Annotated in this window: 27 protein-coding genes; 12 read left to right on the top strand and 15 right to left on the bottom strand. The window is 69.0% G+C overall.

The window, feature by feature from the left end; all coding sequences use genetic code 11:
• Positions 1 to 23: 23 nt before the first annotated feature.
• On the bottom strand, positions 24 to 815 hold the full coding sequence (locus GUI43_RS16675) for a hypothetical protein (RefSeq protein WP_146765919.1): 792 nt from the start codon (positions 813 to 815) through the stop codon (positions 24 to 26).
• 412 nt (positions 816 to 1227) lie between these two features.
• Between GUI43_RS16675 and GUI43_RS16670 the strand changes: the two genes are divergently transcribed.
• Entirely contained in the window at positions 1228 to 1764 is a 537-nt protein-coding gene (locus GUI43_RS16670) for an SUKH-4 family immunity protein (RefSeq protein ID WP_170158744.1), read from the top strand.
• A gap of 200 nt (positions 1765 to 1964) precedes the next feature.
• Here the strand turns inward: GUI43_RS16670 and GUI43_RS16665 are convergent, their stop codons facing one another.
• The 5 genes from GUI43_RS16665 to GUI43_RS16645 all read right to left on the bottom strand — a co-directional run bounded on the left by GUI43_RS16665 (position 1965) and on the right by GUI43_RS16645 (position 6323).
• Positions 1965 to 2537, bottom strand: coding sequence for a hypothetical protein (locus GUI43_RS16665; RefSeq protein ID WP_112699208.1), 573 nt, complete (start codon positions 2535 to 2537; stop codon positions 1965 to 1967).
• 101 nt (positions 2538 to 2638) lie between these two features.
• Positions 2639 to 3202 (bottom strand): hypothetical protein, encoded by a 564-nt coding sequence (locus GUI43_RS16660; protein WP_112699207.1) that lies wholly within the window; start codon positions 3200 to 3202, stop codon positions 2639 to 2641.
• A 136-nt stretch (positions 3203 to 3338) separates the two neighbouring features.
• On the bottom strand, positions 3339 to 4151 hold the full coding sequence (locus GUI43_RS16655) for an RNA ligase family protein (protein WP_112699206.1): 813 nt from the start codon (positions 4149 to 4151) through the stop codon (positions 3339 to 3341).
• A 497-nt stretch (positions 4152 to 4648) separates the two neighbouring features.
• The gene (locus GUI43_RS16650; protein WP_146765918.1) at positions 4649 to 5002 is read right to left on the bottom strand and encodes a hypothetical protein; all 354 of its coding nucleotides are present in this window, start codon (positions 5000 to 5002) and stop codon (positions 4649 to 4651) included.
• Between the two features lie 679 nt (positions 5003 to 5681).
• A complete protein-coding gene (locus GUI43_RS16645) occupies positions 5682 to 6323 on the bottom strand; it encodes a hypothetical protein (protein WP_112699204.1) in 642 nt (213 codons plus the stop codon).
• Between the two features lie 88 nt (positions 6324 to 6411).
• Between GUI43_RS16645 and GUI43_RS16640 the strand changes: the two genes are divergently transcribed.
• Positions 6412 to 7116: a nucleoside/nucleotide kinase family protein gene (locus tag GUI43_RS16640; RefSeq protein ID WP_112699203.1), complete on the top strand. Its 705-nt coding sequence runs from the start codon at positions 6412 to 6414 to the stop codon at positions 7114 to 7116.
• A 6-nt stretch (positions 7117 to 7122) separates the two neighbouring features.
• Here GUI43_RS16640 and GUI43_RS16635 read toward each other — a convergent pair whose 3' ends face one another.
• The 5 genes from GUI43_RS16635 to GUI43_RS16615 form a co-directional block, all read right to left on the bottom strand.
• Positions 7123 to 7524 carry a hypothetical protein gene (locus GUI43_RS16635; RefSeq protein ID WP_112699202.1) on the bottom strand — a complete coding sequence of 134 codons (402 nt, stop codon included), beginning with the start codon at positions 7522 to 7524 and terminating at the stop codon, positions 7123 to 7125.
• 245 nt (positions 7525 to 7769) lie between these two features.
• Positions 7770 to 7961, bottom strand: coding sequence for a hypothetical protein (locus GUI43_RS34620; RefSeq protein WP_249037770.1), 192 nt, complete (start codon positions 7959 to 7961; stop codon positions 7770 to 7772).
• 339 nt (positions 7962 to 8300) lie between these two features.
• The gene (locus GUI43_RS16625; RefSeq protein ID WP_146765917.1) at positions 8301 to 8753 is read right to left on the bottom strand and encodes a hypothetical protein; all 453 of its coding nucleotides are present in this window, start codon (positions 8751 to 8753) and stop codon (positions 8301 to 8303) included.
• A gap of 57 nt (positions 8754 to 8810) precedes the next feature.
• Positions 8811 to 9443: a dihydrofolate reductase family protein gene (locus tag GUI43_RS16620; RefSeq protein WP_181518440.1), complete on the bottom strand. Its 633-nt coding sequence runs from the start codon at positions 9441 to 9443 to the stop codon at positions 8811 to 8813.
• A gap of 38 nt (positions 9444 to 9481) precedes the next feature.
• Positions 9482 to 10342 carry a hypothetical protein gene (locus GUI43_RS16615; protein WP_211326710.1) on the bottom strand — a complete coding sequence of 287 codons (861 nt, stop codon included), beginning with the start codon at positions 10340 to 10342 and terminating at the stop codon, positions 9482 to 9484.
• 159 nt (positions 10343 to 10501) lie between these two features.
• On the opposite strand from GUI43_RS16615, the gene GUI43_RS16610 reads away from it, so the two are divergent.
• The 5 genes from GUI43_RS16610 (at position 10502) to GUI43_RS16590 (ending at position 15694) form a co-directional block, all read left to right on the top strand.
• Positions 10502 to 13267, top strand: a complete 2766-nt coding sequence (locus tag GUI43_RS16610) for an AfsR/SARP family transcriptional regulator (RefSeq protein WP_112699199.1) — start codon at positions 10502 to 10504, stop codon at positions 13265 to 13267.
• 94 nt (positions 13268 to 13361) lie between these two features.
• Positions 13362 to 14081 (top strand): hypothetical protein, encoded by a 720-nt coding sequence (locus tag GUI43_RS16605; protein WP_112735212.1) that lies wholly within the window; start codon positions 13362 to 13364, stop codon positions 14079 to 14081.
• Between the two features lie 42 nt (positions 14082 to 14123).
• Positions 14124 to 14993 (top strand): hypothetical protein, encoded by an 870-nt coding sequence (locus tag GUI43_RS16600; protein WP_112699197.1) that lies wholly within the window; start codon positions 14124 to 14126, stop codon positions 14991 to 14993.
• Positions 14994 to 15098: 105 nt separating this feature from the next.
• Positions 15099 to 15407, top strand: coding sequence for a hypothetical protein (locus GUI43_RS16595; RefSeq protein ID WP_146765916.1), 309 nt, complete (start codon positions 15099 to 15101; stop codon positions 15405 to 15407).
• A 95-nt stretch (positions 15408 to 15502) separates the two neighbouring features.
• Positions 15503 to 15694, top strand: a complete 192-nt coding sequence (locus GUI43_RS16590) for a hypothetical protein (protein WP_146765915.1) — start codon at positions 15503 to 15505, stop codon at positions 15692 to 15694.
• A gap of 161 nt (positions 15695 to 15855) precedes the next feature.
• Here the strand turns inward: GUI43_RS16590 and GUI43_RS16585 are convergent, their stop codons facing one another.
• Together GUI43_RS16585 and GUI43_RS16580 are read right to left on the bottom strand one after the other, a co-directional pair.
• Positions 15856 to 16440 (bottom strand): hypothetical protein, encoded by a 585-nt coding sequence (locus tag GUI43_RS16585; protein WP_112699195.1) that lies wholly within the window; start codon positions 16438 to 16440, stop codon positions 15856 to 15858.
• Positions 16441 to 16470: 30 nt separating this feature from the next.
• Complete coding sequence (locus GUI43_RS16580) at positions 16471 to 17658, bottom strand: NAD(P)/FAD-dependent oxidoreductase (RefSeq protein ID WP_112699194.1); 1188 nt, start codon at positions 17656 to 17658, stop codon at positions 16471 to 16473.
• Positions 17659 to 17910: 252 nt separating this feature from the next.
• On the opposite strand from GUI43_RS16580, the gene GUI43_RS16575 reads away from it, so the two are divergent.
• From GUI43_RS16575 to GUI43_RS16565, 4 genes are all read left to right on the top strand, one after another.
• Entirely contained in the window at positions 17911 to 18501 is a 591-nt protein-coding gene (locus GUI43_RS16575; protein WP_112582536.1) for a hypothetical protein, read from the top strand.
• 86 nt (positions 18502 to 18587) lie between these two features.
• Positions 18588 to 18839, top strand: coding sequence for a DUF7134 domain-containing protein (locus GUI43_RS34275; RefSeq protein ID WP_211326709.1), 252 nt, complete (start codon positions 18588 to 18590; stop codon positions 18837 to 18839).
• A gap of 96 nt (positions 18840 to 18935) precedes the next feature.
• A complete protein-coding gene (locus GUI43_RS16570; protein ID WP_211326708.1) occupies positions 18936 to 19709 on the top strand; it encodes a sensor histidine kinase in 774 nt (257 codons plus the stop codon).
• Complete coding sequence (locus GUI43_RS16565) at positions 19706 to 20380, top strand: response regulator (protein WP_112699193.1); 675 nt, start codon at positions 19706 to 19708, stop codon at positions 20378 to 20380. The genes GUI43_RS16570 and GUI43_RS16565 overlap by 4 nt, the downstream gene beginning before the upstream one ends.
• A 16-nt stretch (positions 20381 to 20396) precedes the next feature.
• On the opposite strand, the gene GUI43_RS16560 is transcribed toward GUI43_RS16565, so the two are convergent.
• The gene (locus GUI43_RS16560; RefSeq protein WP_112582539.1) at positions 20397 to 21341 is read right to left on the bottom strand and encodes an RNA polymerase sigma-70 factor; all 945 of its coding nucleotides are present in this window, start codon (positions 21339 to 21341) and stop codon (positions 20397 to 20399) included.
• A gap of 32 nt (positions 21342 to 21373) precedes the next feature.
• The gene (locus GUI43_RS16555; RefSeq protein ID WP_249037769.1) at positions 21374 to 22132 is read right to left on the bottom strand and encodes a hypothetical protein; all 759 of its coding nucleotides are present in this window, start codon (positions 22130 to 22132) and stop codon (positions 21374 to 21376) included.
• Between the two features lie 104 nt (positions 22133 to 22236).
• Here GUI43_RS16555 and GUI43_RS16550 point away from each other — a divergent pair, with 104 nt between their 5' ends.
• Positions 22237 to 22830, top strand: coding sequence for an HD domain-containing protein (locus GUI43_RS16550; protein WP_112699191.1), 594 nt, complete (start codon positions 22237 to 22239; stop codon positions 22828 to 22830).
• The last annotated feature ends 2 nt before the right edge of the window (positions 22831 to 22832 follow it).

Genomic DNA, 22832 nt, shown 5'->3' with positions numbered 1-22832 from the left:
TGTCCGCTCGATCGCGTCCGTGGTCACGAGGTCGTCGGGGCGCGGCCCCGACGGGCTGCTTCCGGAAGCACGCCGGGCGGGATGATGCCGAACCAGGCTCCGGTGGCGACCATCGAGGCGACGACGTACGCCACCCACCACCCGAGCAGCGCCCACGCGCCTTGGGTGACGGCGCCGGCCAGGCCGGGCGCGACGAACAGGAGAAGAAGGCAGGCCAGACGACCGTGCGAGAGGCTGTTCTCCTTCGGCAACCTCTGGGCCTTGCGGAACGGAATGAGTCTGACTCCGTAGGGACGACGGCGCAGCGTGAGACTCGCCGGCCAGAGCCGCCCGTACCCGGCCACGTCGACCACGCTGACGCCGAACCCGTGCCGGACCGTGGCCTGACGCGGCCTGGTCAGCTCGCGCAACCACGGTTCCCAGACGACGCGTTGGTGCAGGACACCGCCGTCCCGGCCACTCACCGTCAGCCACACGGAGTATCCCTTGGGACCGGCGTCGATCCCGCCGGCGGCGCTCACGGCGCCCGCCGCAGCGGTGACCCGCCCCGCACTTCCCGGCTGCGGCGACTGCGCCAGATGCGCGGTCACCATGACGCGCCTCGCGGGAGCACGAGCGGCACCCCACCACTGCACAAGGCGGACGAGCCAGGACAGCACCAGAAAGGTTCCCGGAGCCAGCGCCACGAGGATGTCGCCCTCTCGCTGCTCGACCCGCGGGTCGGTACCCAGCCGGTACCCCAGCGCGATGAGGGCGGCCAACGCGACGACGCTGCCGATCACGACCATCGGCGCGCGAGCACGCCGATTCGCCAAGGCCGCTGCACTCCCGCTGCTGGCCACAGCGTCGTCCTCCCCGTTGGCCCCTCCGGACGTCGCCCCGACGTTAGCAACGCCGAGCAAGGCTGACCTTGCGCGTCCGTTCCAGATGTTCACGTCTTACGGCGGTGGCAGGTGCAGTGCAGTGCAGTGCAGTGCAGTGCGGTCGCGGACGGGCCCTGAGCCGATCGCTTCGAGCGAGGGCCATCGAGATCTCGCAAGTTCCGACGGAACCCGCTGTCGTCCGACAAGAGATGCGCGACAGATCTCCGCCAGTCGAAGTGCGACGGCTCCACCGAACTGGAGCAGCAGGCCCTCGGGCGTGGACGCACGAATCTGTCAATGATCGGATGCCTTGTCGCTACAACGAACACTGGCTTGGAACCGTGGCCGGACTACCCTCATTGGCGTGCCCATTGATGATCTTCCGTTGCCTCCGGCGTTCGAGGCGGTCACGGCCTGGGCCGGTACTGGGCGGGTGGTGCGTGCTACGGAGCTGGACGTGGCGACGTGGCGGCTTCCCGAGCCGCAGAAGGCCGCGCTGGTCTCCTCCGGCGTACCGCTGATCGATGACCTCGTGAGTGCGGTGTCGTTTCAGGCAGAGCCGACGATGTACCGGTTGGCGAACGCCGATGACCTGGACTGGGCGTACGGTGCCGCGCCGGGAACCGGTGAGGTGCAGATCTGGTCGTCGGACGGCAGCAGCACCGGGTTCGTCAACTCAACGATCACCCACTGGCTGTGTTCGCTGCACATGGTTGGTAGCTGGCTGACCAGCTCAACCGTCATCGACCGCTGGGACGAAGACGGACAGGCCGAAGACGAAGCACTCGCGGAACTCGCCGACCTGTTGGAGCGGATCAAGGCCGTTGACCCGCCCGCGTTCGGGGACGGCGACCATACAACCCACTTCTGGCCCGGAGTGCTCGACCGGTGGCTCTACTGACCGACGCAGGCATCCTTTTCTGGCCGGACACCGATCCTGGCCCAAGTCTCCAAGTAGCCGCGATCCGCGCCGGCCCGGCCCTGGCCTGCTGGCGACCTCCGGCCGCCATCGGCCGGGCCGGCCGGCCACGCTCCGGCCGACCAAGCCCTCTTGCCCGATGAGGAGAGCCGCTCCAGCGCTTGGCCTTGGCCTGTTACGCGTCAGCCCACCGCGAATATGCCTGAGCACTTGCTCAGAGCATCGCGCTCCCAGTCGTCTCCTACGAGAGCGACGGGGTAGCTGACCTTCCTGCCTTGCTCGTCATCGGTCTCGACGGATAACCCTAGCGGCAGCGGCTCTCGCTGGAGGCGTGCGACTGAGCACTCGAACCACAGCTCGACCGCGAGCTGACCGGTGCTGCCAGGGGGTAACAGCCGGGGCGTTCCGATGCTGCTTATTACGACGCCCGGCCTCTCTGCGTGAACCCCACGAACGGTGATCGACCCGGGACCGCCGTTGGCCAACGCCAAATACCCGGACAGTCGGACGGATCCCTCGGAGGCTGCGCTTCCGGAGTCGGCCGATTGAGGGAAGGCCACGAGTGCGACCACGGCGTTCCGGTCCCGCTGATCACGCGAGTCTCGCAGTTGGCTGAAGCCGAAGCCGCCAAGCACAACGCCGACCGCGAAGGCGGCGAGGAGCCGCAGCGGCACCTTCTGTCTGAGCACGGAGCGGTCATGGGCGGGGATACCCGACTTCGCCGACTGGTTGTTGTGCTCGTCCAGGTCGATCACTGCGTGCTCCCCAACATGGGCGTCAGCCTAGGGCCTCTTTACACCAGCAGGTCGCCCGGCCGTAGAGCTGCACGTAGCCCAGCACGGCTGTTGGTCGAAGCTCAAGGCGTTTGCCTGGGCCCGTGGTTCCCGTCGTAGTCGCCCAGATTCACCGACGACAACCGCTCGTCCCAGCTGTCCCAGTACGCCTGCTTCTTCGAGCCCCAGTAGTAGTTGTGGAGTCCCAACAGGTCGCCGTAAGCCTCATTGCGTTCGACGCTGTCGGGTGTCCCGAACTCCGTGAGGAAATCCTCGTACGACCGCAGCGAACTGAAGTAGGCCAGGGGGCCGCGCTCCGCACCATATAAGGCGAAGCCGACCACTGTTCCGCCCGCGATCTTGTAGCTGATGTTGCCAGCGATGTGCAGCATGCCCCCAGCGTCGATAACGCTGCCGACTACCGCGTCGAGAGTGATCCGCTGGCCGCCTGCATCGTAATACTCGGGCTTGGTGCCATCACCGCTCTTCTGCATGTGAACGATCGGGGAGAGGGTGACTTGCTCGATCCGCTCTCGGTCGATGGAGTCAGCTGCGTTCGATCCGTAGTAAATCCCGGCGAGGGTCAGCGTCCGAAGATCAAGGAAGGGCTGGGCAAGGACATCGAGGTTGTCCAGGATCTCGATCACCGGACCAAAATAGTCGTGGCATACAGCAATCCGTACAGCCAAGACTTGCCCGCAAACGCGGACGTTTCCCGACAACCACGGACTTCCCGCCATCTTCCCATCGAACCTTCGAAACTGTGGGGGTGACGGCGAGTGGTCACGCGCTGAGGGGGAAGTCCTTACGCTTGATCTTGGCGCGCCGGCCATCCGGGTGGTGGAACACGATGCCCTCGGCCAAGTGGCCCGGCGCGAATCGGCTCTCCAGCGCGGCTAGATAGCCCCGCAACTCGGAGTAGCTACGAGGCGCGTCCGGCAGGGCGGGCACGCGGAGGTTGAACGGCACACATGTGTGCTCTTCCAGACCGAGCGGGTTGCCTTGGACGCGGGGACCGAGCGCCTCGCACGCGTGCTCGCCGTCGGGCCAGTCCGACACGTCGGTGTTGCGGGCGGCGACCAGTATCCACTTGTCCTCCGCAGCGTGATCGTCGGTGTCGACATACCACCCATCGACGATCCCCTGCTGCTTCTGCACCTTGCTGGGGTTGCGGCGCTTCTCCACTCGCACCAGCTGTCCCGAGCGGACGGTGAGGCGCACGTTGGAGCCGTCGAGCTTCTCGGTTGGGGCGCCCTCGCCGTCGAACACCCAGGCGCAGTCCGGCCTGGGGCGGTCGACGACCCGGAAGTGCTCGTCGCGTTCGAACAGTGTGGGGATCTTCTCCATGACCTGGGCCCCTCTCCTGACCTTTGCGATCAGTTCCTCGGCGGTGATGGCCCCGTCGGCCAGACCGCTGGCCAGCGCACGGACCAGATCTGCCACGGCCACGTCGGCCTCGACGGCGACGTGCTTGAGCGCCCTCTTCTCCTCTGGCGAGAGCCAGGCGACCAAGCGCGACCAGCCCTCCGGTGGAGTCCACCGGGCGAGCTGACCCGGGGTCTTGCGAGGCCGTCCGGGTCCTCTGACCTCATCCATGTCGGAGAACCTAGAAGCTGCATGATGTTGTGTCAATTGGCATAACAGAAATAGGCAAAGTGGATCATGGTGTCCGAGCGAACGGCTCCGTACCACAAGCTGCGCTGGTGCCGGGTCAGCCCGACAGTGGTGGCGAAGCGAGCCACGTCGGCCGCACCGGCAGCGGCGTAGAAGTTGGCTACGTCAGGTGCGAAGGCCCGGCACGTCCGCTGTCGCGTGGCCGATGCCTGACGAGGCCGAGTGTGAGGAATACGAGCGCCACGCTTGCAAGCGTCCACGTTGTTGCGGGTCCGAACGCGCCGATGAGACGTCCGAGGTAGCCCACTGCGAGCAACAGGAGCGATAGTCCAGCGCAGAGGAACCACATCGCTGCGTCAACCGGCCGCCTCCACCGTCTCCGGGCGAACTGCGACATGCGGCCGGTCAGCAAGCAACGGCCAGCGCAGCCCGCTGTAGGCCGGCACGCGGATGATCAGCCATTCGGCGACGCGCGATTGTCAGGTTTGCGAGAACCAGTTGAACATCCGCACTGGTAGGAGTACGAGAACGACGGTCGCAGCGACGGCCAGCAGAACGCGCACCGTGCGAAGGCCTCGCCACCACGGGATGACCCAGAGCAGCAACCACATGACGCCTGAGATGACCACATGTACGCCGACCACCCCGAGGCTGGTCTCCTCGCACATGTTCTCCGCCATGGCCTCCTTGCACAGCGCCGGTGGGCCGTTGTGGTCCCCGAGGCTTCCCAACACCCCGACGAGGCAGGCCAACACTGGAGCGGCTACCAGGGTGAACAGCGGCGTCACCAACCACCCTGCGAGATCACGGTGCCGGTCCACTAGCCGTCCCACTGGCAGAACGCTACAGCTGGGTATCGACAGATCCCAAGCCGATGTTTCGGGCCCCCCGCGCCAACGGCACTGCCCGCATCCAGTCCGCACGAGTTCCAGAGGGCGTACGCCGGGAACGTCGCCGCTACCTGGACCTGCTGACTGCATTTACCGAGCAGGACGGCCGTCAGAGGTGGCACAACTTGGGCGACTTGGGCGGCGCAGGCTCCTATCCCTCGCGGCCCCTGAACGCCCTACCCTTGCTGCCGTCGTGAACCGTGTGAACGACGCCTACCATGAGCCGATGATCGAGCAGAGTCAGCGACGCGTTCCTGTGCCGGTCGCCGTCGCCGCCGTGATTTTGCTTGTGGGCGCCGCCAACCCGGCCTCGATGATGTTTGCAGATGGTCCATCCGTGGCCACCGGGTTGATAGGCGTACTTCTTCTCCTGGCGTTGGCTTACGGCCTGTGGCGTGGGAGCGGGCGGGCCCGGTTTTGGACGACCGTTTTCTCGATTGTCAGCGTGGGGTACGGCGTCGTCACGATCACCGAGGCTGGTGCGTCAGGGCTGCTGCAGATCGTTGCTGCGGCAGTAATCGTCGGCCTGTTGCTGGTACCCGCCTCGTCCGCCGGTGGTTTCACGACTTGCCGGCGGAGGGGTAGCGCCGGCCAGAGGTCCGGCGTACCTGTGCGCTCAGTGTCAGCGGGTCCGGCTGACGGACGAGACCCTCGGGTCTGTGGAGTAGCGGCGGACGACGTCGTCGGCGTCGCCAGCGGTGGCACCGGGATCGAACAGCACCTCCAGGCACGGCGCTTGCGGCCCTTCTGACCCGAAGCCCGCAACCACCTGATCCGGGTCGAAGCGGTGGCTCTCGCGCACCAGCTCCTCAGCGGACTGCCCCTGCCGCACACAAACCATCGCCTCGGGCTGACGACCACCCCAGGCCAGGGCTGGAGCCGACACGCCGATGGCGAGGACCACTGCCGTCCCCACGCCGATGACGGTCGTCCGGCCAAGCCCTGGCCGGCTGGCCGGTGACATCACCGCCACCAGGGCTGACAGCGCGTACACCCAGAGAGCCCGCTTGTCGGCCGAGTCATGGAGAGCCAACGCGACGACGCCGGCTCCGACGGTCTGTGTGACCAGGCTGACCAGCCGGAACCCCGGCGAGTCGACCAACGCCGCTGGTATCACGGCAAGCGCACCAAGCAACAGGATGAGCATGACAAGCCCGTACGCACTCCATTCACGGCGTGCGTCCAGGACGAGCAACACCAGGGCAACCAGGTGTCCGCAGACGACAAGCGGCGGGCGGAGGTACGCCAGGAACCGTGCGACCATCGGGAGACCCTACGTGATGTGACCGACTTCGATGGGGTTCAAATCCGGCCCGACAGTCGGGCGGTCCACGTGAGGAAGGGGGCAGGACATGGTTCAAGGCACACGCGACGAGTTGCTCGGGCGCTTGGCTGAGGCGGTTGGCTCCGTCACTGTCGCCCACCCGACGCGGGTTGCCGTCGACGGGCCGCCCGCCGCCGGCAAGACCACCCTCGCCGACGAGTTGGCCGCCGTCCTGCGTGAACAGGGCCGCCATGTCATCCGCGCCACGATCGACGATTTCCTCTTTCCCCGGGCTCAGCGCTATCCGCGCGGCGAGTACTCGGCCGAAGGCTGCTACCACGACACCCACGACTACGAGGCGCTGAACCGGGTTCTGCTCGATCCGCTCGGGCCGGGCGGAGATCGGCGCTTCCAACCCGCGGTCTACGACCGCACAACGGATGCCGCGCTGTCCCCGCCGGTCACGGCCGCCCCGGCCGACGCCGTGCTCGTCTTCGACGGCGTCTTCCTCCTGCGCCCGGAACTGATTGATCGGTGGGACCTGCGCATCTTCGTGTCGACGGCACTGGAGAGGACCGTGGAGCGTGCCGTGATCCGAGAGTGCCGGGTGTCAACCCGGGCCGACATCGAACGGCGTTGGCGCGAGCGTTACATCCCCTCGCAGCAGCTCTACTTCGCTACGGCCCGCCCGACCCAGTACGCCGACATCGTCGTGCACAACGACGAGCCCCAGCGGCCGGGCTGGGAGACTGCCCGGCAAGGAGACTCCGAAGTCCTGGCGGCCGGTGAGTGACAGCGCTTACGGGTGGTCCACATACTCGCCGAACGGCTCGATGGACCCATCCCAACCGTTCCAACCCTGTTGGGTGATCTGCCCGTCCGCGTAGGTGTACGACCAGCGGGCGCCGTCCTCGCCCTCGATCTGGACGGTTCCCGAGCGAACGAACGGCGCAATCGCGACGTAGAAGGCCGTTGTCTGGTTCGACCACTTGGGGTCGCCCTCGTCGTCGTAACCGAACTCGATCCAGTCTCCGTCGCGGACGATTGTGGCCCTGGCCGGATCCGCCAGGTCGACCAGCGTGCCATCCGACGGAAACTCACCCGGCCTGTACCAACCACCGCGTTCAGCCAGGGCGGCCTGGACAGCGGCGACCGCAGCGGTGTCCTCCGACTCCGGGAGGTTCAGACGGCCTGAGGGCATCACCGAATATCCCACGGCACGCACCCTACAACGGTCGATGCCACCACGTCGCAGGCGTTGGCTCTACACCTATGGGTCACCCTGGCTCTGCTCGCGGGTGCGCTGAATGCTCCACCTCGTAGGTGGCCCCGTAGAAGATTGAGTGCGGTGCGCTGGCCGTGGCCGGACTCGAACGCGTGGGCCAGGAGGGACGCCGCCGCATGAGCCAAACCGGCTTGCGGCTGCCGTACCAGCCCTTGCTGCCGTCACCGATCCCTCATCCGTTGCCGCCACCACGCCTGCGCGTGCCACGGACTCAGCTCGGCAGCTCGGGGGTCGGGCAGCGTCTTCCGGAGAAACTCCTCGTCCAGCGGGTCGACGACACGTCGCAACTCACGGGAGGCGGCCGTTGGCAGTCGGCGCATCGCGTCGCCCAGGACGTCTCGCTGGTGCAACACATCGCAACCCGGACAGGGACAGTCATCCCCTAGATCCAGCCACCGTCCCGAGCGTCGAATGGCGCGACGGTAGCCGGCCAGCGCGGTCGCTACCGGAACGAAACCCGGATGGGTGCCTTCGAGCCTGACGATCGCCGCGTTCGCGCCGTTCGACAGACCATCGATGGGGCGGAGCTTGCCCGCATTCCGCCCGGCCGACTTCAACAGTGCGCGCAGCGCACCAGGTGACCTACGCGCCATGGACCTTTCGGGGCTGAGTCATGACGAGCACCCTGCCACACCACGGCCAGGCCCTGCCAACCCATTCCGCGGTGGTGACACCGCCTGGATGAGTCGACCTCAGCCGAGGTTGAGCAGCAACACCTGGTCGTCGCGGAGTTCGGAGATGCTGTCACGCAACAGCCTCAGCGTGTCCAGACCGGCCGCGCCGCTCTCCTCGAAGTCCATCCCCATCTCCTCGAAGTGGGCAACCAGCTCCTCCTCGCGATGCGCGCCGGGGTCGAGCTGATCCAGTAACCCTGGTGCTGGAGTGATGAGTGTGGTCAGGCCGTACGCGCTGTTGATGGCCTCTGACTCGGCATTGAACTCCGACTGGTCCAGGTCGATGCCGCGCTCCTCCAGATAGGTAAGGACGTACAGCATGCAGTAGCCGGACCAGTCGTACTCCTGCCGCGCCCTGCTCCCGTGTTCGGCCAGGTACGCGCGGAACGACGACGGCGATGTGCGGGCCAGGCGGGCCAGCTCGGTGATGCTGTCCCTGGGGACCACTGTCAGTGACGCGATAGCAGACAACGCATCCTCCGTCGTACGACTCTGCCGCTACGGCTCTCCGCCGGCTCGTCGGGCAGGCTACCGAGAAGGAGTGACGAGAACGCGGTAGGTGACGTGCAGGACCGTGCTCGCTGCACGCGCCGTCATCTGTTCGAGGTTCAGCGGCGGGACGCCCTCGAACAGCCGCACACCGGTGCCGAGGGTGAGCGGCACGATGTGCAGCCGCAGCTCGTCGACCAGACCGGCGGCGAGGTACTGGTTGATGGTGGTCGCGCCGCCGTGGATCAGGATGTCGCCGCCACCGGCCGACGCGCGTGCCTGCGCGAGCGCCGACTCGATTCCGTCGGTGACGAAGTGGAAGGTGGTGTCGCCCTCCATCGGCTGTGGCTCGCGCGGGTGGTGGGTGAGCACGAACACCGGCTTGTGGAAGGGCGGGTTGTCACCCCACCAGCCGTTCCACTGCCGATCCCACTCGCCGCGCACGGGGCCGAACATGTTGCGCCCCATGATGACCGCTGAGGCGAGTGTGGTCTGGTCGAGCTCGGCCTGGTTCTCCTCAGCGGCGTCGAACATCCAGGCGTGCAGCCCACGGCCCCAGCCGTCACCGCCGTCGTCGCCGAACGGGCGTTCCTCGGTTTGGTTGAGCCCGGCCGAGTACCCGTCGGCGGAGATGGTCTGGTCGACGATCACCTTGCCGTTACGTGTGGTCACAGCGCTCTCCATTGGCGACTCGTGGGCGAGAGGCAAGCCTACGGCCACTCCTGAGCGGGCTGCGCTCCAACGAACATGAACAGCAGCGCGGCGGCCATCACCACGGGGGCCAGGGCGCACGCGACGCTCACCACCACCACCACCACCGTGACCCGAGAGCTGGGGTCGGTCTCGGTCTCGCGTTTCGGGAAGGCATACACGCCGACCAGGAGGAGAACGAGCCACAGGGGCACCAGCAGGGGAGCGAGAGCGGGCCAGACGGGCCAGACCGGCTCGGCGACGATGCCCAGGCCCAGGACCGTCCAGGTCAGGGCGACACCCGGGAGGAGGCCAACCGTCACCAGGGTGCAGACCAGCAGGGGTACGGGTCGACGTCGCCGTGCCACCCACCCGAACAGCGCCGCGCCGGCTGCGGCACCGGCGAGAGTGCCAGCGACAGTGCTGAGTAGGAACGTGCCGGGCGCGGCCGGTGCGATGGTCAGCTCCGTCCCGCTCGCAGAGTATTCGAGCGCGACAGTCAGTCCGTCGCGCTCAGCCCGCCAGCCGTCACACAGGTAGCCAGGAACGCGGCGGAGGCCCTGCCACCCCTGCGTCCCGGCGCTGCGCCGGAACTGCTCGGAGAGCCCACAGTCGTCACCATCGTCGTACCAGAAGGACGCCCGGCCCGAGCCCAGGTCGTCGGCAGCGAGATGGACTCCCCACCGGTAGCCATGCACGACCTGACCCGAATCGCCCGGCACCGCACCAGGAAGCAGTTGCGCCGCCACACTCTGTGCCTGGTCGTCGTTGGGCGGTGTGACGCCGCGACCGCCGTACCAGGTGCCGAGGCTCAGGCCGACAGTGCCCAGCAACACCGCACCGAGCAGCATCAGCGCGCCGCGCCGTAGCCGTTGGCTCACCGGCGCACCTCCCTGCCGTAGTGCGCTAGAGGTTAGCTCCCGAGGCCCGTGCGCGCTGCCCGCTGGCGTCCCCGCAGGAGCGAGGTCGATCGTGTCCATTACGCGACGAATAGATCGAGTTTGCTGGGCTGGGGACGTTAGTTTGATTCGGTGATTTCGATGGTTGGTACGGGCGTTCGCGTCAGGCTGCTCGGGCCGGTGGAGGTGGTCGTCGCCGGCAGTTCACAGGCGGTGAACGGCGTGCGCCGCAAGGCGGTACTGGCCACGTTGGCGTTGCACGCGGGCCGTGTCGTCAGCATCGACCGGCTCATCGACGTGGTCTGGGGCGATCAGCTACCGGCCACCGCGGCGAACACGTTGCAACGCCACGTCTCCTACCTACGCGCGGTCCTCGGCGAGCCCCTGTCGATCGTCGCGCGCCAGCCCGGATATCTGCTCGACACCGGGCCGGACTCCACGGATGTCCAGGCCGCCGAGCGCCTCATCGAGCTGGCCCGGCGCTCGACGGACCGCAACGAGCAGGTGAGGCACCTGACGGCCGCTGTGGCCCTGTGGCGGGGCCCACCGCTGGCCGACGTGGCCGGGTCGGCCTGGCTCGAGGAGCAGGCGGAACACCTGGCACGCCTACGGTTGGAGGCCGAACGATCGCTCGCCGAGGCCCGGCTGTCCGTCGGTGAGCACGCCGGCCTCGTCCCCGGGTTGGAACGGCTGGTCCGACAGCACCCCTTCGACGAGCACCTGCACGCGCAGCTGATGCTCGCCCTGTACCGCGACGGCCGACAGGGGGAGGCGGTCGCCACGTACCGGCGGCTGCGCGACAACCTGCGGGAGAACCTCGGCCTCGACCCGGGTCCGCGGCTACGTGACCTGGAGTGCGCCATCCTGCGCCAGGACACCGCGATCGCCGCACCGGCCGCGGCGGCACCGATGCGGGTCGCGGCGCAACTGCCTCCCCCCGTACCCACGTTCACCGGACGCGACGGGGAGCTGGCCGCCCTCGACGCGCTGGTCGACCGGGGCGGCGCCGTCGTGGTGTCCGGGACCGCCGGCGTCGGCAAGACCGCCCTCGCCGTGCACTGGGCGCACCGTGCGGCCGAACGCTTCCCCGACGGGCAGCTCTACGTCAACCTGCGCGGCTTCGACCCGGCGGCCACACCGACCGAACCGGCGCGAGCGCTGCACGGCTTCCTGGAGGCGCTCGGCGTTCCGGTGGCCCGGATGCCCCGCGACCCGGACGCGATGGTGAGCTTGTACCGCACGACGGTGGCGGGCAAGCGACTGCTGGTGGTGCTGGACAACGCCCGCGACGCGGAACAGGTCCGGCCGCTGCTGCCCGGCTCACCGGACTGCCTCGCCATCGTCACCAGCCGCGACCAGCTCATTCCGCTGGTCGTCACCGAAAGCGCCCAACCGGTGCCCCTCGACCTGCTGAGCCCCGGCGAAGCCCGCGACATGCTGGTCCGCCGGCTCGGGGAACGCCAGGTCGCCGCCGAACCCGCCGCGGCCGACACCATCGCCGACCGGTGCGCGCGGCTGCCCATCGCCCTGGCCATCGTGGCCGCCAGAGCCGCCACCAACCGGCACTTCTCGTTGGCCGCCGTCGCCGGCGAACTGGGCGACCTGGACGCCTTCCGGGCAGGCGACGAGGCCACCGACGTACGGGCGGTCTTCTCCTGGTCGTGCCGGACGCTCAGCCCACCCGCGGCCCGGCTGTTCCGACTGCTGAGCCTGCACCCCGGCCCGGACGTCTCCGCCCCCGCCGTGGCCAGCCTGGCCGGCGTCGACGGGCAGGCGACAGGCCCCCTGCTCACCGAGCTGACCCGGGCGAACCTCTTCACCGAGCACACGTACGGGCGCTACGCGTTCCACGACCTGCTGCGCGCGTACGCCGCCAGCCTCGCCGACGAATCCGAGCCGCCGGCCGAGCGTCGGGCCGCCATTCACCGGCTGCTCGACCACTGCCTGCACACCGCCCACGCCGCCGACCTGGCACTGCACCCGCACTTCAGCGCGATCAGCCTCCCGCCACCCCGGGCGGGTGTGACGCCGGAGCGTCCCAGGAGCCGCTCGGCCGCCGCGTCGTGGTTCACCACGGAGGTCCCCGTCCTGCTCGCCGCGGTACCGCTCGCGGCGCGGTCCGGGTTCGAGGGACACGCCTGGCGGCTCGCCTGGGCAATGGCCGGCTTCCTGCACCGGCAGGGGCACTGGCAGGACTGGCTCGGCACGCAACAGATCGCTCTGGCCGCCGCGTCCCGCATCGGGGATCAGGCGGGGCAGGGCCACGCGCACCGCAGCCTCGGTCTCGCCTGCTCCCGGCTCCGACGGTACGACGAGGCCGATGACCACCTGCGGCGCGCGCTCGATCTGTTCACCGACGTCGGCGACGACGCCGGACGGGCGCACACCTGCCTGAACCTTGGTCAACTGGCCGAGCGGCAGGGGCAGCACCAGCAGGCGCTGCGCCATTCCCGACGGGCGCTGACCCTGTTCCGGGGGACCGGAAACCGGGCCGGGCAGGGGTACACCCTCAACGCTGTCGGTTGGCAGGAAGCGCTGCTCGGCAACTACCACCACGCCCTTGAATCGTGCGGCGAGGCGCTGCGGATGTTGCAGGAGGTGGACGACGTCCAGGGGCAGGCCGACACCTGGGACAGCCTGGGCCACGCCCACCACCAGCTCGGGGACGACCGGCGCGCTATCGCCTGCTACGAGCACGCCCTCGAACTCTTCACGCAGGTCAACGACCGGTACGCCGAAGCCAGCACGTACGTCAACCTCGGCGGCAGCCACCGGGCGCTCGGCGACCTCGGCGCCACCCGCGCCGCGTGGCGCCGAGCCCTGACCATCCTCGACGAGCTCGGCGATGCCGACGCCGACTCGATCCGCGCCGACCTCGACCAGCTCGACGCCACGCGGCTGCACTGACGTACCCCGCTTTCAGCGCCGTTTCCGGGCCGCTTCAGCGCGCCCCGCCACTCTTCGGACACCAGTTTCTTCCGCACCAGGAATGGAGCGTTCGATGAGTCGTTTGGCACACCGCCTCGCGGTGATCGGGGTGGTCAGCGGGACGGTGCTGGCCATGTCCTCCGCCGCCGTGGCCCAGACCGAGAAGCCGCCGCAGAAGGGCGCCGACTGCGTGGTCCAGCACGTCGACGAGCGCGGCGAAGTCGTCCGTACCGACACCGCGCCCGAGGGCCGGGAGTACGGCCAGTTCCGCTGCGTCGCCGGGCAGTGGACGTTCGCCTGGGCGCCGTTCGGACCGGACGACCTGATCACGGCCGGCGAGATCAGGATCGACCCGGCAGGTGCCGTCTCGGTGCGGCGGTTCACCGGCCCCGCGCTCGGCAACGACCTCACGGTGGGCGAGATGACCGGCATCGCCCAGGCCATCAGCGGCAGCCGTGAGGTGCTGATCGACCGCGCGATCGTGGCGGTCGACGACGGCAAGGAGCGAACCCCGGAGCAGGTCGAGGCGCTGCTGGCCGGCAAGGACGACACCGGGGTACGGGTGCTGGACATCATCGAGAAGCCCAACGCCGCCATGTCGACGAAGGACGTCATCGACGAGGCCGGCGGCACCCCCGAGACGACAGTCGTCTACTTCAGCATCTGGGGCGCTATCAAGTCGGCGATCGCCTGGATCGTGGACACGATCGGCGAGATCGGTGAGTGGATCGACGACCACTGCGACCTGGGGTCCCCCAACGACTTCGGCGACATCGTCACATGCCGCTGGTAGCCCGCCCACCCCGCCGACACCGATCACCGAGATGAGGACAGGATGACAACTCTGCGGGACATCACCAGGCGCGCCACCATCGTCGCGGCCGCACTGATCGTCGGGCTGACCGCTTCGTACGCACCGTCGCAGGCCGCCGAGGGGGAGGCCCGGACGACGATCACCGACCACCCCGGTGCCCCGGGCGCGATGCTTCAACAGTTCGAGGACCTGACCGGCCGACCCGTCGGCGACCTGGACAAGGTGCTGGCCGTCGACACCGGCGGGCGGACCCTCACCGGCGACCAACTCGAAGCGCTCGTTGCCGGCAAGGAGGTCGACGGTGTCAAGGTCGTCGGCACGATTCCGGGCAGCCGGGACGTCCTCGGCACGACCATGGCCGACCTCGCCGACGGCGCGTACGACGGCAGCGGCGACAGCGGGACGGCGACCTCGCTGCTCTTCTCCTCGTCCACCCCCGACGGCCGGGAGTGGTGCCTGACCATGTGCGTCGCGTCGGGCAAGACCATCTGGCAGTGCCTGCTGTCGCGCCGGACGGGCGATCTGATCCTCACCCTCGACCTCGCCGGCAGCACCACGGTGGGGGAGACGAAGGCCGCCTTCGAGAAGGCCAATGGCGTCGCCGTCGACGGCCCGTACACGGTGGACACGCTGATCGGCGACGGCGAGCCTTCGGCGGACGAGATCAAGATGCTCCTCGACGGCAAGGACGTCGAGTCGATGCGCCGGGTGGCGACAGTGGACGGGCCGGACCCCGGGTGGGCGCTGGCCGACATCGCCGAGAAGTCCGGCGTCGTGTACTCGAAGAACAAAGGCCACCTCTTCACTTTCAGCTTTCCGGTCCTCGGCAAGGTTCTCTTGTGGTGCGACTCGAAGGATGGCGGGAAGACCTGGAAGTGCTCGGCCCTTTGATGGGGGTTCTGACGGGTAGACCGTCAATGGTCCCGCTCCGCATCGACCTCGCCGGTCGAGAGGAGCGGGATCCCGCGCTTGAGCGAGTCGGTTCATACTCGGTGAGTGATCGGCAATGATCCTCGCGTCCCGTGGTCGCCTCGCGCGTCCCACCCGGCAGACAGTTCAACCCTGCCGCTCTACATGGTCATCTTCTTCTTCTTCGGCCTCGTTGGCTTCGCGGCGCGCGGAATGGCCGACGGCGGGGAAGGGTTCGTCCTCGCGAGCATCATCTCGGGAGTGTTCTTCGCGTGCTTCCTGATCCTCTTCGCGATCTACTGGATCGGATACCTGCTCAAAGGCCACGCCATCTGGCAGGCCGAGCGCCAGGCTGAGTCCGATGGGCCGTCCACGGGTCAACAACCGGAGGACTGAGCCCGTCGACCACGACGCCCGCCGTGCGGTCCGCCGCGACGTCGGCCTCTAGGATCGACAGCCTTGATGGCGAAGACGGCCTGCGGGAGCGCATGGTGACAAGCGTCTCCAGCGGGTCAGCCGAGTTGTTCGACTCCGGCTATACCGGCGACGGGCTGGAGTACACCACCCACCTCGCCGTGGACCTGGCTCGTGGCACGTACCTGATCCGCACCGCTTTCGTGCAACCGGACAAGAGAACGGCTTTGGTGCTCGTTCACCTGGCTGACCAGACGAAGTCAGCGTGAGTCACCTGGCGGCCTCCACAGTGCGTTCGGCTGGCCCGCCATGTCGATCTGCCGAGGAGCGGTATACCTCAGAGGCATATTTATGCCTCTGAGGTATACCGTTTAAAACCGCATCCGCCCCGACGAAGGTGACCGACGGTGACCGGCCTGGCACCCTTTCGCTATGAGTCCAGCCGGGGCTCGCACAGGCGCATGGCGTCCTCCTGCCAGGCACTTCCGACGAGAGCGACCGGGTAGCGCACCTCTCTGAGCCGCTTGTCCTCGGTCTCGACGGAGAACCGCACCGACAACGGCTCCAGGTCGAACGCCGTCGCGCACTCCAATTGCAGATCGACACGGATCTGGCCGGTGCCACCCGGACGGACGTGCCGGGCCTTGTCCATGCCGCGTACCTGGACGCCCGGCCTTTCTGCCTGAACCGCGCGGATCGTGATCGGCGCGGGGCCGGTGTTGATCAGTGTCAGCTGCCCGTCCAGCACGACGGTTCCCCTGCTGTTTGAGCCTCCCGAATAGCCCGACTCGGGTAGGGCCACGAGGGAGACCACACTGGACCGCTCGCGCTGTGCACGAGAGTCTCGCAACTCACCGACACCGATGCCGCCGAGCACCACACCGATCACGAAGGCGGCGACGAGCTGAAGGAGCAGGTTCCGCCTGTTCGCGACGTTCCCGTGGGTGATGCCGCTCCGTTCAGCCGGTTCATGACCGTGTTCGTCGAGATCGATCACCACATGCTCCGCCGCCATTGCGACAGCCTAGGTCTGGCACATGTCCGCTCAGGAGGCGACTGTGCGGACCTCCGATCGGGTCGGGACGACGCGGTGGCGGCGGACCGGGTACAGGACCGGGTGCGCGATGCTCCAGGCGGCGCCCGTGCAGACGAACTCCTTGTAGCGGGCCGCCAGCTTCCCGGTGAGGAGGGCCGGCCTGGCCCGGTCGTCGGCGGTCACGTACTGGATGATGCCGTCGCGGCGGCCGAGGCTGATGCACTGGTTGAAGTAGCGCAGCGGGGCCTTGGGAAACTTCGCCCGACCGGTCAGGCGTGCGGCGATGGCGTCGGCGGCCTGCCAGGCCATCGGGATGCCCGAGGCGCAGGACATCCGCAGCGGCTTGCCGCCCGGTCCTTCGGCGATCGCGGCGTCGCCCACCGCGTACACCTCGGGGTGTGAGACCGACCGCATGCTGGCGTCGACGATGATCTGCCCGGTCTCCGCGACCGCCAGGGTCGTGGCGGCGGCGATGGGGTGCACGGCGAAGCCGGTCGTCCACACCGTCACCTGGGCCGGGATCTCCCGACCGTCGCGGGTGACCGCATCCGCCGCCTCGACCCGCGCGATGTCGGTGTGCTCGTGCACTGTGATGCCGAGCCGGTCGCAGACGCCGCGCAGGTGCTGCTGCGCCTTGCCGTTGAGCCAGTCGCCGAGACCGCCGCGGGCGGCGAGCGCGACATCGAGGTCCGGCCGGGTCTCGGCGATCTCGGTGACCGCCTCCAGGCCGGTGAGGCCGCCGCCGACGACGAGCACGGTCCCGCCGGCCGCGAGGTGGGCGAGGCGGTCGCGCAACCGCAGCGCCGAGGGCCTGCCGGCGATGTCGTACGCGTGCTCGGCGACCCCGGGGACGCCATGGTCGGCGGTGACGCTGCCGAGGGCGTAGACGAGCGTGTCGTAGGTGATCTCGTCGGTGCCGTTGTCGTCGGCGAGCGCGACGGTCCTGCGATCGGCGTCGACGGCGGTGACCCTGGCCAGCCGAGGCTTGACGCCGGTGCCGGCGTAGACCTCGCTCAGTGGGCGTCGTTTGAGGTCCTGCCCGGTGGCGAGTTGGTGCATGCGGACCCGCTCGACGAAATCCGCGTCGGCGTTGATGACGGTGATCTCGGTGTCGTCCGGGTGCAGCCGCTTGGCGAGGCGCCCGGCGGCCATGGCTCCGGCGTAACCCGCTCCGAGGACGACGATGCGGTGCTTCATGGTGGCACTCCTGTCTCGGTGGTGGTCGCTTCCTGAACCGGACAGCGACGCGATTCCTGACAGGGCTGGCCTATGACCTGGGTCACCAGGCGTTGATCTCCACTCGCCCGTGCGAGGGAGGGTCTCATGCGTGCGGGGGAGATGTCGGGCGGCGGCAAGATCGCCGGGCGGAGCGATGTCCGCGCCGCGGCGAAACGGCAGGCTCAATCACGTCGAACACCCGACGTGAACGCCTCCCAAGGAGTCACCACAATGCAGTTTCGCCCCGCATTCATCGCCGCCCCGGTCCTGGTCATGGGCTACGGCATCGTCCGTCTGATCGACGGCCTGGACGGTGTTCGTGGTCCCGGCCCGGCCTGGACCATCGGGCACGTCGCGTTCCTCGGCGCGCTCGTCGCGTTCATCTCGGTGTTCTGGCAGATGCGCCGAATGGCTGGCGGCCGGACCCTCGCGACGGTGAGCGCCACGGCCGGCACCGTCGGGGCACTGGCGCTGATCACCCAGTTCTCGATTGACCTCGTCGCCGGCTTTCTGGCCACCGACAACTACGGCATGAGCATGATCATCCACGATGTGCGCACCCTGCCCGGCATCTCGCAGCTGGCCTACGACTTCGGGCCCTACGCCTTCTACCTCGGCCAGCTCGTGCTGGTCGTCCTGCTCGCCGTGCAGCGCCGGGTCAAGCTGTGGACGCCGATCCTGGTGCTGGCCGACCTCGCCACGCCGTTCATCGACAAGGACCTGATCCCGCTGGGCTCGGCCCTGCTGCTGGTCTCCTTCCTCCCGCTGGCCCGGGGCACCGCCGCCGCCACCCCGACGCAGCCGGTGCCCGCCCTCGCCTGAGCGGCGAGCCCCGAACCGATCCCCCCACCACAGGGGGGATCGGATGCCCATCACTGAGGAGGTCAGGGGCTGTGAATACTGTCGCGATGTCACTCGCCCGCCTCGTGCGTACCACCAATCCGTACGTGGTGGACGCCGCCATCACCGTGTTCGTCCTGATCGCGGTGTCAGTGCCGTTCGTGCTTCCCGGACCGGGTGGCGAGCCAGGGCCGCTGGCCTACCTGCTGACCGCCGGTACGGCGGTCCCGCTGATCTGGCGCCGACGGGTGCCGCTCACCGTCCTGCTGGTGGTGGCTCTGGCCACGATCGCCGGCAAGGCGGCGGACGCCCCGGGGTAGCCGCTCGCGTACGGCGGGCTGGTCGCCCTCTACACGGTCGCCACGCTCGGTGGTCGCCGGCAGCGCTGGTGGGCACTCGCAGCGACCTTCCCGGGGGTGGCCGCGGGGGTTGCCTTCAACACCAACCGCGTCAGCGAGTACTTCTACACCTTCCTGGTCTTCTTCACCGCGTACGTGCTGGGTCGGCTCAGCGCCGCTCGACAGGAGCGCGCGACCGCCCTGGAGGACCGGGCGCTCCGGGCCGAACGTGAGCGCGAGTTCGAGGCCGATCGGGCCGCCGCACGCGAGCGGGCCCGGATCGCCCGGGAGATGCACGACGTGCTGTCCCACGCGGTGAGCCTCATGATCGTGCAGGCCGAGGCCGGGCCGGTCGCCGTACGCAGCGCGCCGGACCGGGCCGAGGCGGCGTTCGACGCGATCGCCGACGCCGGCCGGGACGCCATGGTGCAACTGCGCGGCATGCTCGGCCTGCTGCGCTCCGAGCCCGGTCCCCGCAGCCCGCAGCCCACCCTGGCCCAACTGCGGTCGCTGATCGACGGTGTACCGGTGGCCGACCTGCGGGTGACCGGGGAGCCGCGGCCGCTGTCGGCCGACATGGAGTTGGCCGCGTACCGGATCGTGCAGGAAGCCCTCACCAACGCGCTCAAGCACGCGGCGGCCAGCAGTGTCGACGTACACCTGGACTGGTCGCCCGATGCCCTCACGGTCACCGTGACCGACGATGGCGCCGGAACCGGCGGCCCGGGCGGCGGACACGGACTCGTCGGCATCCGGGAACGCGCGACAGCCTGCGGCGGAACGGCGAAGGCCGAACCGGCGGCAGGCGGACGCGGGTTCACCGTCGAGGCTCGGCTACCGTTCCCGGCGTGACGATTCGGGTGGTGATCGCAGACGACCAGGAGCTTGTCCGCAGCGGATTCTCCATGATCCTCGACGCCCAGTCGGACATCACCGTCGTCGCCGACGTCGGCGACGGAGCCGCGGCCGTGGCCGCCGTCCGGAAGCACCAGCCGGAGGTGACGCTCCTGGACATCCGCATGCCGACGATGGACGGCATCGAGGCCGCCCGCCGCATCTGCGCGGAGAGCGCCAGTCGGGTCATCATGCTGACCACCTTCGACCAGGACGACTACATCTACGAGGCGCTCTACGCCGGCGCCAGCGGCTTCCTGCTCAAGGACGTACGCCGCGACGACCTCGTCCACGCCGTACGGGTCGTGGCCGCCGGCGACTCGCTGCTGGCCCCGTCGGTGACCCGGCAGATCATCTCGGACATCACCAGCCGCCACCGGCCCGGAACGCCCCGGTCGGCCGCCGCGCCCGACGCCCGCCTCGACGTGCTCACCACCCGCGAACGGGAGACCCTGCACCTGCTGGGCCGCGGTCTGGCCAACGCGGAGATCGCCCAGACCCTGGTGGTCAGCGAACACACAGTGAAGACCCACGTCAGCAACGTGCTGACCAAGCTCGGCCTCCGCGACCGCACCCAGGCCGTGATCTGCGCCTACGAGACCGGCCTGATCACCGCCGGCGAGAACTGAGCAGCTGCACCGCAGGTCACCAGACGTGGAGGGCCGGCTCCTCGTGCTCCGAGGCGGACCACTGCCGGGTGGCGCGGACGAGCTTGTCGGGGTTGACCTGATTGTGGATGGCCGTGACACCCTCGGGCGTCACCTCCACCGACATCACGCCGATGACCCGGCCGTCGATCACGACCACCACCGCCGGAGCGCCGTTGGCGGTGGTGACGTACATGGCCGGGCTGCCACCGACCAGGTCCCGTTTGACGTCGGCGGGCTTGAACAGGCCACGCAGGAACTTCGCCACCGCCAGCGCGCCGACGATCGGCGCGGCCCGGGCGGGGATCTTGCCGCCGCCGTCGGCGGTGCTCGTCGCGTCGTCGGTCAGCAACTCCACCAGCCGCTGGATCTCACCGTTGTTGGCCGCCGTGAGGAACTCCGCGACGATCTTCCGGGCGGTGGCCCGGTCGACCTCCGCGCGGGCCCGTTCGGCGGTGACGTGCTGCTTGGCACGCCGGTAGGTCTGCTGGCAGTTCGACTCGGTGATGCCGAGGATCTCGGCGATCTCACCGTGCGAGTAGCCGAAGGCCTCCCGCAGCACGTACACCGCGCGCTCGTTGGGCGACAACCGCTCAAGCAGGGTGAGCACCGCCATCGAGACCGACTCGCGCTGCTCGGCGGTGTCGAGCGGGCCGAGCATCCGGTCCCCGGCGAGGACCGGTTCGGGCAGCCACGTGCCCACATAGGTCTCCCGCCTGGCCCGCGCCGAGGTCAGCTGGTTGAGGCACACGTTGGTGAGGACCTTCGTCAGCCACGCCTCGGGCGTCTCGACGTGCTCCCGGTCGGCGCCCTGCCAGCGGAGGAAGGTGTCCTGGACGGCGTCCTCCGCGTCGCTGGCCGAGCCCAGCAGGCGATAGGCGATCGCCTCCAGGCGGGCCCTGGAGTGCTCGAACACCTCGACCTCGTCCGGACTGAGCGGCATGACTAGACAGTATCCAGGCGGATGGCGGACCTTCAGGGTTGGCTCGTGCCTCGGCCGGAGACCTGGCTCGGCTCCCGTCGACCCACGTAGAAGATCAGCCCGGCCAGCAGCAGCACGAGCGCCAGCGGCACCAGCACCGGAGCGAGGGCTGGCCAGACCGGCCACGTCGGTTCCGCCAATCCATTCGCCAGCAGGCCCTGCCAGGTGAGGACGACGCCCGGGAGGAGAACGATCGTCACCAGCGTGCCAACCAGTCGGGGTACGGGTGGACGTCGCCGTCCCGCCAGCCAGAACAGCGCCGCCCCGGCCGCGGCACCCAGGACGGTGGCAATGAGGATGACGGTGACGTAGCCGTCGGGCGCGGCTGGCACGAACCTCAGGACCGCCATGCGGTCCACCTGGGTGAGCGTGGCGGTCAGCCCGTCCCGTTCGGCCCGCCAGCCATCGCATGGCGTGCCCGTGACCCGATGGTTGCCCTGCCAACCCACTGCGGTGGCGTTGCGCCGCACCAATTCGGAGTGCGCGCAGTCGGTGGCGTCGACGTAGAGGTATTCCGCGTACGCCGAGCCGAAGTCGTCGGGGCCCAGGGCACCGTAGACGTGGTTGAGGCCGACGCTCGAGCCGACTGATTCGGTGCCGGGAAGCAACTCCGCCGCCATGCTCTGTACCTGGTCGAAGTTGACCGGCGTGGTGCCGCGGCCGGCGTACCAGGAGCCGAGGCTCAGGCCGGCCGTGCCGAACAGCACCGCGCCGAGCAGCACCATCGCGACCTGCCGTAGGCGACCTCTCACCGGTGGACCCCTTCCCTGGTGCGGGGGAGCGTAGCCGGACCGAACCAGCTCTGGATGCCCCGCGACAGGGGCCGGGCGCGCGTGGTGGTCGTACCCTTGCCGCGGTGACGTCCGATTCGTTGCGCCGCGCCCTCACCGCACCCGCGGACCCGCCGCTACGGCCTCTGCCCGACCAGGTCGTCGCCCTGTTGGAGGCCCTGCACGCTCCGCCGCGCCTCGCCGCGCACCTGCGGGCCGTGCACGACGTCGCCGCGCAGCTCACCGACGCGATGGCGAAAAGGTTCCCGCAGCTTCCGTTCGATCGCGAGGCGGTGCTCTTCGGCGCCGCCACCCACGACATCGGCAAGGTCCGGCACCCGGAGGAGTTGTCCGGGCCCGGTTCCGCGCACGAGCCCGCCGGTTACGAGTTGCTGCTCCAGCACGGCGTCGCCGAGTCGTCGGCCCGGTTCGCGCGCGACCACGCGTCCTGGCACCAGGACGGCATCGACGTCGACGACCTGCTGGTCAGCGTGGCCGACAAGGTGTGGAAGGGAAAGCGGGTCACCGACCTGGAAGAGCTGCTCGTGGACCGGCTTGCCGAGGCCACTGGCCGCGAGCGCTGGTCGGTCTTCCTGGACCTGGACGACATCCTCGACCAGATCGCCGCTGACGCCGACCGTCGACTCGCCTTCCAGGCAACCCATCCGGTACGCGGGTGAAC

The organism is Micromonospora noduli (assembly GCF_003264365.1).
GTDB lineage: Bacteria > Actinomycetota > Actinomycetes > Mycobacteriales > Micromonosporaceae > Micromonospora > Micromonospora noduli.
This window is presented reverse-complemented; position numbering and strand designations above follow the sequence as displayed.